The sequence below is a fragment of the Stieleria marina genome (assembly GCA_007741555.1).
GTDB lineage: Bacteria > Planctomycetota > Planctomycetia > Pirellulales > Pirellulaceae > K23-9.
On the sequence record CP036526.1, the window covers coordinates 3683518 to 3698514 of the forward strand.

General features: G+C 53.3%; 13 protein-coding genes. 12 read left to right on the top strand and 1 reads right to left on the bottom strand.

What is annotated here, in order from left to right; translation table 11 throughout:
* Window positions 1–18 precede the first annotated feature (18 nt).
* The 7 genes from K239x_RS13035 to K239x_RS28580 all read left to right on the top strand — a co-directional run bounded on the left by K239x_RS13035 (window position 19) and on the right by K239x_RS28580 (window position 7545).
* A complete protein-coding gene (locus K239x_RS13035; RefSeq protein WP_145418500.1) occupies window positions 19–1146 on the top strand; it encodes a hypothetical protein in 1128 nt (375 codons plus the stop codon).
* Complete coding sequence (locus tag K239x_RS28575) at window positions 1143–1430, top strand: hypothetical protein (protein WP_419190002.1); 288 nt, start codon at window positions 1143–1145, stop codon at window positions 1428–1430. Before K239x_RS13035 ends, K239x_RS28575 begins: the two co-directional genes overlap by 4 nt.
* Window positions 1431–1470: 40 nt before the next feature.
* Window positions 1471–2382 (top strand): DUF2971 domain-containing protein, encoded by a 912-nt coding sequence (locus K239x_RS13045; RefSeq protein ID WP_145418501.1) that lies wholly within the window; start codon window positions 1471–1473, stop codon window positions 2380–2382.
* A gap of 68 nt (window positions 2383–2450) precedes the next feature.
* On the top strand, window positions 2451–3455 hold the full coding sequence (locus K239x_RS13050) for a hypothetical protein (RefSeq protein WP_145418502.1): 1005 nt from the start codon (window positions 2451–2453) through the stop codon (window positions 3453–3455).
* A 12-nt stretch (window positions 3456–3467) separates the two neighbouring features.
* Window positions 3468–6086: a DUF4268 domain-containing protein gene (locus K239x_RS13055; protein ID WP_145418503.1), complete on the top strand. Its 2619-nt coding sequence runs from the start codon at window positions 3468–3470 to the stop codon at window positions 6084–6086.
* 2 nt (window positions 6087–6088) lie between these two features.
* A complete protein-coding gene (locus tag K239x_RS13060; RefSeq protein WP_145418504.1) occupies window positions 6089–6466 on the top strand; it encodes an HIT family protein in 378 nt (125 codons plus the stop codon).
* Between the two features lie 17 nt (window positions 6467–6483).
* Window positions 6484–7545 (top strand): HNH endonuclease, encoded by a 1062-nt coding sequence (locus tag K239x_RS28580; RefSeq protein ID WP_419190003.1) that lies wholly within the window; start codon window positions 6484–6486, stop codon window positions 7543–7545.
* A gap of 249 nt (window positions 7546–7794) precedes the next feature.
* On the opposite strand, the gene K239x_RS13070 is transcribed toward K239x_RS28580, so the two are convergent.
* Complete coding sequence (locus K239x_RS13070; protein ID WP_145418506.1) at window positions 7795–10203, bottom strand: S8 family serine peptidase; 2409 nt, start codon at window positions 10201–10203, stop codon at window positions 7795–7797.
* A gap of 472 nt (window positions 10204–10675) precedes the next feature.
* On the opposite strand from K239x_RS13070, the gene K239x_RS13075 reads away from it, so the two are divergent.
* The 5 genes from K239x_RS13075 to K239x_RS13095 all read left to right on the top strand — a co-directional run bounded on the left by K239x_RS13075 (window position 10676) and on the right by K239x_RS13095 (window position 14932).
* On the top strand, window positions 10676–10894 hold the full coding sequence (locus K239x_RS13075; protein WP_145418507.1) for a hypothetical protein: 219 nt from the start codon (window positions 10676–10678) through the stop codon (window positions 10892–10894).
* A gap of 375 nt (window positions 10895–11269) precedes the next feature.
* Complete coding sequence (locus tag K239x_RS13080) at window positions 11270–11686, top strand: hypothetical protein (RefSeq protein ID WP_145418508.1); 417 nt, start codon at window positions 11270–11272, stop codon at window positions 11684–11686.
* Entirely contained in the window at window positions 11683–13272 is a 1590-nt protein-coding gene (locus tag K239x_RS13085; protein WP_145418509.1) for a GMC oxidoreductase, read from the top strand. The genes K239x_RS13080 and K239x_RS13085 overlap by 4 nt, the downstream gene beginning before the upstream one ends.
* Complete coding sequence (locus K239x_RS13090) at window positions 13269–14315, top strand: ferritin-like domain-containing protein (RefSeq protein WP_145418510.1); 1047 nt, start codon at window positions 13269–13271, stop codon at window positions 14313–14315. Before K239x_RS13085 ends, K239x_RS13090 begins: the two co-directional genes overlap by 4 nt.
* A complete protein-coding gene (locus K239x_RS13095; protein WP_145418511.1) occupies window positions 14315–14932 on the top strand; it encodes a DUF952 domain-containing protein in 618 nt (205 codons plus the stop codon). The genes K239x_RS13090 and K239x_RS13095 overlap by 1 nt, the downstream gene beginning before the upstream one ends.
* Window positions 14933–14997: the final 65 nt, after the last annotated feature.

Sequence of the window (14997 nt, forward strand, 5' to 3'; positions counted from 1 at the left end):
TCTGCTTGAGGGGCCACCATGGAAAACGATGAAGATCAAGTTGGCGAAGATGACGCAAGGTCAGCAACTAAGTTGGATGTCGAGTGGACAACACTCAACGCCGTCCGAGAGTTAGTAAACCTCGCAAGCGGTGGTGACCCCACAAAGGCGACCTATCAAAAAGCACTTGAAATTGGCGGTGAAATCTGCCCAGAGATATTGGGAGAATCAAGTCTGCTCAGAGATTCGCAGGTCAGCGCAACTGTGCGTGAATTCAAGCAACGGGCGAGGCTTGAATCCAAGAAGACTGGCGACTCCATTACGCCTCTTTCGTTGGTAGAGAAGAACCTGGAGGAGGAAACCGAACTCCTCTCCGTGGCAGATCGAGGACAGGCAACTGATCGCATCCGACAACGAGTGAAGCGGCTTGAGGCCGCGAAAGTCCAGCTCACCCCAGCTCGTGCGAGTGAGAATCAGATTATCAACCGAGATGTCAAACTGTTCAGCAAAGAACTGCCGTCTCTCGACGATGGACACGGCTACTCCGACTACGAACTTCTGGACGAGCATGTGCTTCGCGTCCGCGCCCTGCACCCTGATAAGGCTGAAGAGATCACAGGCGCAGACTTGATCTACGAACGTCATCAGCCAGAGCTTGAGAAAGTCGAGCTTGTCATGATCCAGTACAAGATATGGGAGGGTAAACACCTCTACATGAAGGATCCAAGAATGACCGCGCAACTTGAGCGATTGCGAAGTTTCACGTGCGATAAGAACTTGTGTGAATCAGCAAGCGATCAAAACCGCTTTCGTTTCCCATGTTGCTCTGCCTTCCTGCGACCAACCGACCGCTTACAGAGTGCCGACCAGACGCTTCGCACCTCGGGTGAACATATTCCGATCTGTGAGATCGAAAAACTCAAATCCTCGGGCGAGCGAGGAGCGGAGGTTCTTCGCTACGAAGATGTCAAACAATTATCGCTTTCGCACATCGAATTTGAGTCTCTCTTTCGGTCCGGCAAAGTTGGTTCACGCCTGCTGAGCTACAGCGAACTCTCCCACCTCTACTCCGAGCTCGACTCGCTTTCAGCAACATCAACTGTCGTCATTCATGCCAGAGAGATTGAACTTCCTGTGGATCCATACAGTCGGAGACATAACCGATGAACGGACGATCAATACTCATTTTCCTGGTCGATGGTGACGCCAATGGACTACTAACGGCTGAGGTGATGAATTGGAGCGGCAAGATGCTTGTCGCACCGCGCACCAAGCTGTCAGATCTGGCTGGTCGCGACGAGGCAAAACGCACGGGCGTCTACATCCTCGCCGGACCTGACCCCGAGAACACATCGGGTGTTAGTTGGAGGACTGGCTATGCCGACGATGCGTTTTCGGATTGCAGAAACGAGATTGCAATTCGTTTTCCCTCGCTTGGCATTGAAAGATGATGAGCCTTATCAAAACATGTTTTCATTGTGAGTCGAGAAAATGACTGCGGAAACAATTCGTGATCATCAAGAAACGGTGATTTACCACTACTGCGACGCAAATGCGTTGCTTTCTATTCTCACTAATCAAAAGCTTTGGTACACGCACGCTGCGTATCTGAACGACACCATGGAAATAAGGAAGGGTGTCGAGTTCTGCGAAGAATTGCTTTCTAGCAGACTGAAAGCGGTCGCAAGCGATCCGGTAATCAGTTCAGCAAAGGCCTACCTGGCAAACGCCGAAAAGTGGCAATATTACGTCTGTTGTTTCAGCAAAGGCAGAGACAAGTTGAGCCAGTGGAGAGCCTACGCCAATGACGGTGACGGTTTTGCGGTCGGTTTCAAAACGCACTATCTATCCAAAAGTAACGACGGCCCCTTCGAGTGCAGACTCGATTCAGTTTCGTACGAAGAATCACCTCTTGAAGACGGATTCAATTCGATCGTCAGCGATTTACAATCCCAACTCGCTGCGTTACCAAACGACACCGAGAAAGATGCGATGAATTGGTGCCGCAGTAACGCTGCTGAAAGGATCGGTGGCTGGTGCATTGACCAGTCCGCCTTCCATAAAGATGCTGGCTTCAGCGAAGAAGAGGAATTGCGATCGGCCAGAATGTACAGGCTTGAAGACACCGAATTAGAGCAAGTGTTGATTGCGGATAATAAACCAGGCGATATCGTTAGGATATTCCAAAATTTGCAGCAAGAGTTCATTGAAAGAAGGCTGATTCGCAGTGGTCGCTTCGGCCTTACGCCCTACATCGAAGTTCCCTTTCAGCCGGAAGCCATAAGCGAAGTCATTTGCGGTCCGCGGACAGCAAATGAGCTAACAGAATCCTCACTTGAGATCTTGAAGAAGAAGCTTGGGCTCACATTCTCTGTTTCTCGATCAACAGCCACGTACCGGTAGATCGAGAGCTTTCTTTATGGAGACAGAACGAAACGAGGCCAGCACCACGAACAAGAGGAAGGACGCCAATGAAAACGATTGAGCAAATTGCAAACGCAATCAATACGCAGAGCGATGGTTTTGAAATCGGCGGCTTGCAGGATCTTCGCAAGGAATTACGTGACTTCTCTCGGAGGCCGGGATCGACGATTTTCAGCAAACAGACGATTACACCGCTTTGGGCGTTTCACCACGGCGGGCGTTCCGAACTTCAATTCAACATCGGATTCGACGGCACCGATGGCGAAGAGTTGCGCCACGGGATCGCGTTTTCGTTTGAGACCAGTCAAACGCTGCCAGACATCGCCCCACTTCGCGAAAAGGCCGACCTCTTCAATGAATACCTTCGATTGAATCCGGAGGAGTTTGCTGATCTGAAAATGTGGTACTGGGACAGCGACGTTCGCAGCGAGGACATGCTGCCTGCACCGGTTTCAACCGACATTATCCGTGAGGGCGTCTTCCTTTTTATGGGCACTATTCGACCGATCGAAGATGTCGACGTAATGGAGATACTCGCTGACTTTGATGCGTTACTTCCGCTCTACACCTACGTCGAAGGCAGCGGCTACTCAGGTCCAACTAAGAAAAAGGCGGTCAAGGGATTTACCTTTCAGCCTGGATGCACATTCAAAAAGCTGAAAACAAAGTCGAAGCCGAGTTCGGATCCCGTCAACATCTCGCTCCGACACAACGCGATGCAGCACAAGTTGTTCGATGTGCTCACCGATAAGCACGGGAAGAAGAATGTGGGTACCGAAATCGCCACCGGCAATGGCACACGGATTGACACTGTCGTGAAGACTCCCAATGGATATATCATCTACGAAATCAAACCACACCAATCCCCACGAGCCTGCATCCGCGACGCCCTCGGCCAGTTGCTTGAGTACGCTCACTGGAAAAGCGAGTTCGACGCAATTGAGCTTTGCGTCGTCGGCCCCAAGAAACTCGATACCGACGCCCGCGAGTATCTCAACTTGCTCAAGGACGTTTACCAACTGCCAATCCGCTACCTACAGATCGCCGTCTAAGAAAACCGCATCATGAAAGCAAACGCTCAGCCACTTCAAGAGATCCTGTACTCGAACTCGCAATTCCTGATCCCGTTCTTTCAGCGGTCATACTCTTGGGAACGAGACAATTGGGAGCGACTTGGTAATGACATCCAAGCACTTCTGTCCGAAGATCAGGACAAGAAGCACTTCCTGGGACCACTTGTTTGTGCTCTTGTGTCGGCCGCACCGGGCAAGACGCCGCAGTACCAGTTGATCGACGGACAGCAACGGCTGACGACGCTGTCGTTACTGTTGACCGCTTTGCGTGATGAAGCGAAGCGATCCGGGGAGGAAGAATTCGCCGCGGAGATCGAAGAGCAATATCTTGTTAACCGCTTCAAAAAGGGGCTGGAGAGATACAAGCTAGTTCCGCGCACAGGCGATCGCGAGCTCTTCTCGGCATTGATCGACCTGAAGAAGGTTGAGGACCAAGATGCGAAACTCATCGTCGCACACGACTTCTTTCGGAAGTTTATTCGCACGCATGCCCACCAGGATTCAAGCTATCTTCGACGATTGTTCGATACGGTTGTCGGCCGACTGTACTTGGTTGCAATCACCCTAGATGAGGAAGATCCGTACGAAATTTTTGAGAGCTTGAATTCGACGGGACTCCCGCTTCAAGAATCGGATTTGATCCGCAACTTCCTGTTCATGCAGATCCCTCTGGCCGACCAGGAAGATTTCCAGCAGGAATCATGGGCTCCGTTTGAAGATGAGTTTGAACCATCGGCTGGCGAGGTCGCGATCGCGCCGACTGCGTTCTACCGCGATTTTCTGATGCGGCGTGGTCAGTACTCGAAAGCACGCGAGACATTCAGCGACTTCAAAAAGTACTTCGAGAAGACCAAGTCGTCACCGTCCGAGTCTGTTGCCGAGCTTCATCGGTTCGTTGAGTTTGCAAAGAACATTGCGAACCACGGAAGGGGATTGCCGGCCAAAGTGGCTGCTGTTCTTCGACAGTTTGCGTGGATGGAGGCCAACACAGCTAACCCTGTCATGCTGAACTTGTTGGATCAGCGAACATCGGGCACTATCTCTGATGAGGATTTCATCGGTTGCGTTTCGGACTTGAATAGCTTCATTTTGCGCCGCTCGATATGTGGTGAGTCAACAAGGGCTTACGGAAAGTGGTTCTGTGAACTGGCTGGCGAGTTGACTGAAAATGTGCGAAAGAAGCTCCAGGGCTATTTGTTGCATCGCGGTTGGCCCGATGACGAAACGTTCGAGCGAAGCCTCGCAAGTTTTCCCATTTACCGTCGTGAGTTCAAGAAGTGCCGGATTGTCTTGGAAGCTTTGGAGAGGGCAGACGGCTACAAGGAGTTTGTTGACCTGACGGACGGCATTCAGATCGAGCACGTGATGCCTCAGAAATTGCCAGGCGGCGCTGCGGGCAAGAGCTGGAAGGAGATGCTCGGAGATCGATACAAGAAGGTGCACGAACGCTGGCTTCATACGATCGGAAATTTGACGCTCACCGGGTACAACCAAACACTCAGCAACCGTGCCTTCGGAGAGAAGAAGAAAGAGCTAAGCGACAGCAAGTTGACTCTGAACAAGGTCTTTGAACACATCGACCAGTGGGGCGAGGAACAGATCACTTCACGTGCAACAGACCTTGGCCCGCAAGTGAGCCGTCTTTGGCAGAGACCCACGAGCGATATCGAGTACACGCCTCCGACGAAGAAAACCGATGGAACGAACAAGGTTCGTGAACGCCGAAAGCAATACTGGGCCGCACTTACGGAAATGCTAGAAGGCAGTGGCGTATCCCTTCGGCCCGTACGGAAATGTGAAGTCAGAACGTGCGACTTCTTTCTTCCCATGGCAGACGTTAACCTTTCTGCCCAAATCGTCCCCAACAAAAAGCAACTCGTCCTTCAATTGCGATTTGCGAGAGCGAGGGGACGCGAGATCTTTTCCGGTATGGAGGCAGATCGCGAGGCAATCGATGAGCAGTTCACAACCCAGCCACTTTGGGAAACTGGAAGCAAGCCGACGATCACATGGGTTTTGCAAGGAGTCGCGATTCGAGATCGTTACGACTGGCTTGAGCACCACAGTTGGCTTGTCAAATCCCTGATGGAATTTGAACAAGGTCTCTTGGGGCGACTCCGATCTTTGCACGAAGCGGTCAAGGAAAAATCAGCGACCAAGCAGATGATGCTCGATTTCTGGATCGGTTTTCACGCTCGCATGTTCGAGCGAGGTTGCGAATTGCTGGCGACGACGCCACTTCCGCAACAGTGGAACAATCTCGCGATCGGAAAGTCAGAAGTCTGGACCTATGCGCACATCAAGCCGCCAGAGTCTCAACTCTCAGCGTGGTTGATTATGAACACTTCGATGTCGCCTGTCTTCTTTCCACAGCTGGAGGCCAACCAAAATCAGATCGAATCGGAATTTGGGCATCAACTGGAGTGGCAAAAAGAGGGACTGAAACAATGGCGTATTGGAATCACTCGATCCGACGTTTCATTTGACGACAGAGACCGATGGCAGTCACAACACGATTGGCTGATTGACCAGCTCTCGAATTTTGACCGAGTCTTTCGGGATCGAATACAGACGCTCGAAAAGGCAAGCCCAGTGGATGTCGAGGAATAACGATGACATCGCCGTTTCTAGATGTCTCACCAGGCGAATGGATTGCGTCGAACGAACTGGCTTTTGCAATTCCGGACGGTTTCCCGGTGGCTCCGGGACACTCGCTCGTGATTACGCGGCGGCTTGTGCCCACATGGTTTGATGCAACTGCCGAAGAGCAGGCTGCCATGATGGAACTGGTGAACGTCGTCAAGCAAAAGCTGGATGAAACGCTTCGTCCTCAGCCAGATGGGTACAACGTTGGCTTTAATGCGGGAATCGCGGCTGGCCAGACGGTTCCTCATGTTCACATTCACGTCATCCCCCGAGTCGCCGGTGATAGCGATGACCTGCGCGGCGGGATACGATGGGTGATCCCTGATAAAGCTCGTTATTGGTAGCTACTTCACCGCTTCGCATGGTTACGCCTGAATCCCAAGTCGCATTCCTCACCAACCTGCAGCGTCTGCTGTCAGAGGGAAGCTTCGTGGCGACTTATAAGTATGCGTTGCTGCTGTCGCTGGCGGACATCTCGGTTGAACGCGGCGATGACGTGGGTAGCGAATTCGAAGTGCCGACGGCCTGGATCGCCGAGAAATTCATCGCGTACTATTGGCGACAAACGACGCCGTTCGTTCCGAAGGCGGTCGAGGTTGAGAAAGCAATCCTACTGCAGAACACTGGCCGGCAAGCGGCGGTGATTAACAAGATTGCCGAGGCGAGGACTTCGCTCGGTGACTCGTTGGCTTGCGCCAAAGGGAACTCCCAAGTTTGGAATCCTCTGCTTCGACAAGTTGACGATACGGTTCGGAAGATGCCACTTTGGAAGCTTCAAACGGTGGGTAGCGAGAGCTTTGACTTCCTCTACCCGAATGTTGGAAGGGGAACCAGCATCACGCTACGGCCTGGAGTCGCGACCTGCTTCCGCAAGTTCTATGGACTGCTCGGTGACATTGTCCGTGGTGCTTGGGTGCGTTACGTGCGCCGATACAACCGCGAGCTGCTGGGCACAACGACGGACCTCAGCGAATTCATGTTTGGTAGCGAGCGTTCGCAGCTGAACAGCGTTCGCGATGCCTTGGTGGATACCGGAGCGACGAGATGCTTCTATTGTGACAAGGTATTGTCGGAGGCGACGGCTCATGTGGATCACTTTGTGCCGTGGGCAAAGTATCCCATTGATCTCGGGCACAACTTCGTTCTCGCACATGCAAGGTGCAATTCGTCAAAGTCGGATCACATTGCAGCAGCCGAATTCCTGGACAAGTGGGTCGATCGCAACCTAACGCTTCGTGGCGGATTGCAAGAAGCTTTCACGGTGCGAGGAATCTTTAACGACCTACCGACGTCGGCCCGTGTCGCCCAATGGGTGTACTCCACGACGGCGGACGTGGGCGGCCTGACCTGGACCTCGTCGTCGATGGTGCCGCTCGAGGATCGTTGGGAAACGGCGATCAACCGCATCTTGGCCGCCGCTTAATCAGCCGGTTGCGTCGTAGCGATTGGATCGGTCGAAGGGATCACGGCATGCTTCACTGTCCGATAATCCCGGCTATGTAGCGAAGGAGTCTGGGATGTATGGATCATATTGCCAAAACGTTTTGGATGGGACGCAGTAGTTTTGCAACTGCGGCGTGTTGGGAGGCAACGCTTCGGAAAACCGCCTGCGCTCGCTTCGAGCAATCCGCGGACGCCACATCGTGCCCTAGCACGGTTGTTAACCCCGAGGCTAAATCATCACGAGTGCCGTTGCGTTTCCGACAACCAACGCAAAATCTTGCTCGATCTGAGGCAACCGTTCTGTGACGCCGATTCCAACATTGATCCCCTCGACTTCGACGCGAATGGTGGTCCCTGACGGCGACGGAACGATCACCTTCTGCACGTTGTTGCGTATATCGGCAATTGCATCGGAAACTAACGCCGTCGAACTCCCAGAATCGAATACGCGAAGATGCAACAAATTTTGAATGGTCCTTCCTGCTGGGTCACGCCAAACGAGTGTCACCGTTACCGGCTGATTTAGGTCGTGAACAGTTGCGTCGAATTCTCGAATTTGAAACGACGACACGGAATGTGTGATGTCGTCATCGAATTGCACCTGGTGTCCCGCCGGCGTAACCGAATCGGCAAGCGTTACCCGCCCCCAACCTTGTGCGTTGTCGGGGACGCTGGCTCGGATGTTAGCGGAACCGTTGACAATGGTCGCCTTCACAAGCGCTGCGGAAGGAACGTGTGAACGCACGGACTGAAGATACTCCCGAACAAGTGCGCAACAGCCAGTCGTCACTGGGGCTGCCATGCTAGTTCCATTTTGATACATGTAATGCTGGGCGGCACCGTTTCCAGCACCTAAGGGCAAAGGCGGTGCGTTCGCATTTCCCGCGAACATAATTGGTTGTCCCGGCAACCCCAAGCCGACCGACTCCGCGTGGGTGGGGACCCCGTCTTCATCCCCAGTCCCACCGTTGGGAAACGCGGGCGTTCGTGGCAGCCCAGCTAAGCCGTCAGGCCCTGTATCGGCGACGGCAACTGAGGATCGTGCCGACAGAATCCACGTTCCGGGGGCGACGACATCGGGTTTTCGCCGATTATTCTCAGCGGGACCGGGCGAACTGAAGGACGCGATATCACGATCCGAATTCGCTTCTCCGTCAAGCCCATTGATCGATGGTGGCGTCGGAAACCGCGCGCTGGTCGGAAAAGAAACGACGCTCGGCAGAGGGCGAACACTTTCGCTTGCTCCAACGGTCAACGCGTTCTTTGCGGTACCGGGTGAGGTGACACGCGACGGTCCATCATTACCAGCGGAAAACACGATCAGAAAATCGCGATGCGAGAATGCGAATTCATCAACCTCGTGCGAATTTGATGAGTAAGCACCATTGGAGTTCCGTACGCCCCACGAATTGTTGTGAATCCGCGCACCATCGTTAAACGCTTGCAGGAATAGATTGTTCAAGTTCAGCGGCAGCCCACCCAAACCTCCCTGGGCGTCAAGCACCGATTGAAATACGAGTTCGGCTTCCGGCGCCATTCCCCGCACCATTCCGTTACTATTTGCCCCGCCTCCAAGGATGGAACCGGCAACGTGCGTACCGTGACCGTCAGGGTCATTTGCGTTGTTCAGCCGGCCGCGCGCATGGATTCGGTTTGCCGCAATGCGCCCGCGAAAATCTTGACTCATGGTCACGACGTCTCCTGTGTCGATTCCGGTATCGGCTACGCCGACGACTTGGTTACTGCCTCGCAAGTTTAACGAGTTGGCTAGCACTTCCGCTTGTGTAATCGTTGATGCAATGTTGTTATGCAATTCTCGAATCTGGTTTGGTTCGATATCGCGCACATCCAGGATTTCAGCGATACTCGAAAGCGCTTCTGAGCGAGCCGACAAAATGATTGTGTCGTCTTCCGATTCAACAACGCTCACATTGTCTAATTCTTGCAGTGCACGAACAACCGACTCTCGCGATTCATGATCGAATAGCGTTACACGCAGGTTGCCGATCGGCTCAGGCGTGACGCGGCGACGAAAGCTCGTGCCGATGCCTTCAGGCGGTATCTGCGGCGCGACACTCTCCGCGTGATCTCCCAGATCAGATTCCAGCGTGATTGCGGGATGCCCCGACAACTCCGCTTCCAATGCCGGTGTTAACAACTGCCTTGCGATCTTGAACTGTGGCAAGTAGTCGCTCACCGATGCGACGAAAGGTTTTCCGGACAGTGCATCGAGCTTGTCGCTACCCACCGCGATCAAGTAACTATTGTTTCCCAAACTGGATAGGATTTTTGCGTTTAGGCTTCCCTCCAAATCTGCAATCCATTTGCCATACATCGGCCCGATGAACCGAACGATGTAGGGGCCGCGCGCCACCGGACCAGCAACCTCAAGCGTCCGCGGCGACGCCTGAACTCTGGCCGCTTGCATGCTCGTATTCAGACGGTAACCGTTCACCTTGACGGTTGGATCCTCCGGTAGCTCCCGGAAGCGAATGTTCTGCGACTCAAGACTGCCAATCGCTGATGCATCCAAGTCAACGAGGATTGAATGTCCATAGTCAGCTATGACTTGATTCGCCGCATCAGTTGTCGCTTGGCGGTCTTCTTCATTTCGAATTGACACGACGTATTTTGACATTCTTGAAATCCCTTAGTAGTGAACTGCCCTAGTAGACGACACGCGACATCAGAAGGTGTCTATCAAGATACTGCTCCGATTTTATTGCGACGTTGAATACCTACGCAAGTTGGTGACCAAACGGAACTGCACGCGTGTTTACAGCTTTCCATTGTGGAGAGAAACGGTGACGGACACTAAACTACACTCTATATCTAACTGCCACGTGCTGGTTGACTGTTAACATGCTGGAGCCCGTGACCCGACGACAGCCGAAATACTCGACTACTTAATCAGCCCAGATAGCACGATCATTCTTGCTTTGGTTTTAAAACGGGGACATGATCCTAATGATACAAAACTGGGTGGATGCTCTGCGATCCAAAGGTCTCTTGAACGATTTTGTCAGTATGGCTCATCCCGATTTGGCCTCGACTATCTCGATTCTGGGCGAAGCAACAAAGGGCTGGATTCGGAACGGAGTCGTGGATTCATGAAAATGATCTACATCCTTGCCAAGGCAGGTGGCAAATGGCACCCAGACGCCGAAGACATAAAATCCGCCAGGAGGTCACTCATCAAGATGATCCCGGAATGCACGGTCGAGTTTCTTACGATCATGGTTCGGTTTCAAGCCGCCTCGCGGGAAGATATTGAAGAGCTGATCTGCTTGATCAGACGATCCAGTCGGGTAGCGATGTTATTCCCTTGAGTCCCCGTCTTTCGTGAATACCGCATCTGCTAATGCGGTCGTTAAGCCCTCGTCACGCGAATGCCATAGCGCAAGTCTGCAAGAGAAATCACCGAATGTGATTTGCTTGCTCTGCTGCAGTTTTTGGCGCAATGTTGGGTGCACAATCGTGTTTGCACAAACTTAATGGTTACTTTTTTCAGTCCTCGCCCTCGAATTGTTGCACGGGTGTGCTAGCAATGATATGTTCGGTCGTAACTCAGGGGGATGCTTTGGGCCCCCACATAGAAACCTGCAGTCGTTTTGCTTGAAAACAACTTTGATTTGCTGGCTTGTAAACTGTTTGGGGCATGGGAAATGGATGGGGAAAATCTCGCTAGAGCTGACTCTGAGCTCTTGAAGTCGGAAGAAATGGATGAATTGTGGGAGCTGTTCAACGCGATCCACCGCATCTGGGGCAGTGAAGCATGTCGAATAGAAGACATGGCAAGCCGATGGCGGGAATTTGTGCTCCTAAAGCTCAGCGAGAGCCCTTCTTACGTAGAGCACTACCAAGATGGCTGTAAGTTGCTCTCTGAACTGAGAGATCAGTACGGCAAAAATCTATACCAGTATCTTCTGCTCGATGGCCAACTCCATCGCCAAACCAACTCACGAATTGCCGATCTGAAGCGATTCGTAATCGACGAGTTCATTCGCGTTTACGTCAGTTCCGGTGGATTCCGTAGCTTTGGTGGAAAGAACTACACCGGTTTTGTTTCCGGTTCGCGTTTCAGATCTCAGCGTCCTTATCGAACTTACGAGGACGCATGATGGCAAAGAAAAAGCTCACATTTGAATACGTCATCATTGGCTCCGGCGTTGCGGGGGCGATCGTCGCCAAGCAACTGCTAGAGAAGAAACCCAAAGCCGCTGTAGCCGTGATCGAAGCCGGCAAACGTGTTCCGCTGAAAGATCGTCGCAAATGGTGGGACTTCGTTTCCACTGGCGACAATCCTTACGAAGACTACCACGACCTTCCAATCGAATCTGAAAACCAATCGGTCGGCAAGGAACCCTGGACCTTTCGAGAATCACGCTTGATGGGACGCGGCGGCTCCACCGTTCACTGGGGCGGTTGGGCACTTCGCTTTAAAGAAGAAGACTTCGAGACCTGCTCACGAACAGGTCGTGGTGCGGATTGGCCGATCGCTTATCGCGACCTCGAATCCTACTACGACAAAGCCGAGCAACTGCTAGGCGTTTCGGGCCAGGCGGCCGACTCGGCGGGAACCGTGCTGCCACCGCGCAGTAGCGAATACCCACTCGATGCGTTTCCGTTCGTCGAAGCCGACCGGCCGCTCATTCACGCGATGGAACGACTCGACATTGGCTACAACCACATGCCGATGGCCCGGTTCCGCAAGTGCATGACCACCGGCACTTGCCGGTACTGCCCATTTGGAGCCAGATTCACGGCCGCGTATTTGCTCGATGAGATCGAAGGAAACCCCGCCTACGCTAACTTTCGCTATTTCGATCAATCGCCCTGCGAACAACTTCTCACCAACCAAGAGAACCGAGTCATCGCTGCTGAAATCCTTTCACCGGAATCCGGCAAGCGAACCAAGATCGAAGGCACAAATTTTATCGTCGCGTCGGGAGCCTACGAGTCACCAAAGCTGCTGCAGCGTTCTGTTTCTAACAAATGGCCCCTAGGAATCGGTAACGACCGAGACCTCGTCGGACGCTTTCTGATCTCGCATCCATTCCTGCATGTCCGAGCCGAGCTGCCGTCCAACGGAAATCGTTGGAACCAAGAACTCGACTTCCCCACCTTGATGTCACGTCACTTCGACACGCCCGAAGAACAGGCCGATGGCAAGCTCTTTCTGTTCAAAGACCGCAGCCGGCCGAAAGTCGACTTGGCCGGAATGATGATCAAAGGCAAATCGCGAGCCGAGATCGAACGCGCGTCAATGGGACCCATGGAAATCGAACTCCAGGGATTCATGGAAGAGTTTTCGATTTACGACAACCGAATCAGCGTCGGTACCAACACCAACCGAATCGGACTGCCCCAAACCAAAGTCGACTTCTCCCGCGAATCCGACTTCCTCGATCGAGCCGCCACGCGACTAGAGATCATGAAACGCATCGTCAAGAAGACGGGTGCGAAAATCACCAAGGCCGCCGTTCGTTCCCAACGAGGCGACCACTCCGCATCGACATGCCGAATGGGCGACAGTCCTGCCACCAGCGTCGTGGATCCCGACCTTCGAGTCCACGATGTCGAGAATCTCTGGGTTTGCTCCAACGCCGTCTTCCCCAGCGGTGCCGCAGTCAATCCAACACTCACGCTGTCCGCCCTCTCGCTGCGTCTTGCTGACAAACTGATTAACGACGGAGGTGCAGCATGAGCGACCAACGCATCACGAAGCTTGCCCAAACGAACATCGACGAATGCGACATTGAGTGGCTCAAGGAAGCCTTGCAATCCGCCATCGAGCTTGAGTTCTTCACGATCCCGCCGTACCTGATGGCGTTCTGGTCGGTGAAGGACCATCGCGATCCTGTCGCCATCGCCATTCGTGAAGTTCTAGTCGAAGAAATGCTGCACATGTCACTCGCGTGTAACATGCTAACTTCCATCGGCTGGACACCACGCATCTTCGATCCCGAAGTCGTTCCCCGATACCCATCCGCGATGCCAGGCGGCGTGAAGCCCCAGTTGACCGTCGCGCTGCAAGGACTGTCGAAACAAGCGTTGAACGTCTTCATGAAAATTGAAGAACCCGAGACCGACATCGCTCACCTTGAAACCGTCCGAAAGACCGAGACCTTCGCCCGAATCGGCGAGTTCTATGACAAAATCAAACTTGTCTTCGACGACCTCGAACCCGAGTTCAACCGCGACGGACAAATCGAAGCCTACTTCGGCGAATCGCAACTGCCCCACGGCAAGTACGTCCCCAAGAACATTGGCTCCATCGAAGACGTCGAAGCTGCCATTGACCTAATCAAAGACCAAGGCGAAGGCACATCGCAAGAGATCGCCGACCCCGAGACCGGGGAACTTGCCCACTACTACCGATTCAAAGAAGTCGCCGTGGGTCGAAAGCTGATTCAAGCCGACGACGGTCGCTGGGTCCATCAAGGCCCCGAAGTCCACATGCCTGATTGCTGGCCCGTGGCCGAAATCCCACCCGGCGGCTACCAGCAAGACGACGTCCCTGCCGATACTTGGGACAAAATGGTCCAGTTCGACATCGCCTACACCCAAATGTTGAAACAGTTGGGCATTGCTTGGTCAACGGGCAGTCACACGGCACTCAATCAAGGGATCGCGTCGATGATGGCCGATCTACCGAGGTTGGCGATCGAAATCATGCAAACGCCGATCAAGGATCAACCGTTTCACTACGGTCCCTGTTTCCGCTTTGTCGCCAAGGAACCAAGCTGATGGGCTTCCACGTCGAAATCAATTCCATTCTTCGCAGCGATGAATACTCGGACTTAACGGTCGGTGAGACCCGTCCGTTTCGCAAGCAAGGCAGCCGCGTCTTCTTCGACGACATTCCGATCTGGCTGACGCAATCCGATTGGACAGCGCTCGCCGAAATCCAAGTCATCGCGCAGTCCCGCACGCCCAGCGAAGTCAAAGGCGAATTCCAGGTGTTGCACCTGTACAGCGGAAAAGAGCAACAGCGAGTCACCGAGATGTTTCGGCGGATGTATGCCGACGGAGGCCATGAATTCATCTACGTTCTGATGTCCCCCGAAACGTTGCGTGAATCAACACGATCAGGAACCTTCGCTCCCGAATCATTGGCGACCCAAAAGTTCATTCACGCTTCGCCCGCCAACCAACTCACGCGCATCGCCAACAAGTACTACCGCGACAACGACACCGTCCACGTTACAGTTGTTCGTAAATCCAAGGTCACCGCGCCGATAAAATGGGAACCCGCCACCGGAGGCCTGTACCCACACATTTACGGCAAGCTGAATATGGCGGCCTCCGAGCAAACCATCACTTTCTTCAAGAACGACGAAGACGCGTTCCAGATCGAAATATAGGTCGACGTCTTTCCAGAATTTTTCAAAACGCCGTACCACTCCATCGACCTCCCTCGTAGACAACC

Excerpts from the sequence above, each read along its gene's own strand:
- K239x_RS13070 (WP_145418506.1), bottom strand. The coding sequence starts at position 10,203 with ATGTCAAAATACGTCGTGTCAATTCGAAATGAAGAAGACCGCCAAGCG.
- K239x_RS13060 (WP_145418504.1), top strand. The coding sequence starts at position 6,089 with ATGACATCGCCGTTTCTAGATGTCTCACCAGGCGAATGGATTGCGTCG.
- K239x_RS13075 (WP_145418507.1), top strand. The coding sequence starts at position 10,676 with ATGAAAATGATCTACATCCTTGCCAAGGCAGGTGGCAAATGGCACCCA.
- K239x_RS13090 (WP_145418510.1), top strand. The coding sequence starts at position 13,269 with ATGAGCGACCAACGCATCACGAAGCTTGCCCAAACGAACATCGACGAA.
- K239x_RS13045 (WP_145418501.1), top strand. The coding sequence starts at position 1,471 with ATGACTGCGGAAACAATTCGTGATCATCAAGAAACGGTGATTTACCAC.
- K239x_RS13035 (WP_145418500.1), top strand. The coding sequence starts at position 19 with ATGGAAAACGATGAAGATCAAGTTGGCGAAGATGACGCAAGGTCAGCA.
- K239x_RS13050 (WP_145418502.1), top strand. The coding sequence starts at position 2,451 with ATGAAAACGATTGAGCAAATTGCAAACGCAATCAATACGCAGAGCGAT.
- K239x_RS13055 (WP_145418503.1), top strand. The coding sequence starts at position 3,468 with ATGAAAGCAAACGCTCAGCCACTTCAAGAGATCCTGTACTCGAACTCG.
- K239x_RS13085 (WP_145418509.1), top strand. The coding sequence starts at position 11,683 with ATGATGGCAAAGAAAAAGCTCACATTTGAATACGTCATCATTGGCTCC.
- K239x_RS28575 (WP_419190002.1), top strand. The coding sequence starts at position 1,143 with ATGAACGGACGATCAATACTCATTTTCCTGGTCGATGGTGACGCCAAT.
- K239x_RS28580 (WP_419190003.1), top strand. The coding sequence starts at position 6,484 with ATGGTTACGCCTGAATCCCAAGTCGCATTCCTCACCAACCTGCAGCGT.
- K239x_RS13095 (WP_145418511.1), top strand. The coding sequence starts at position 14,315 with ATGGGCTTCCACGTCGAAATCAATTCCATTCTTCGCAGCGATGAATAC.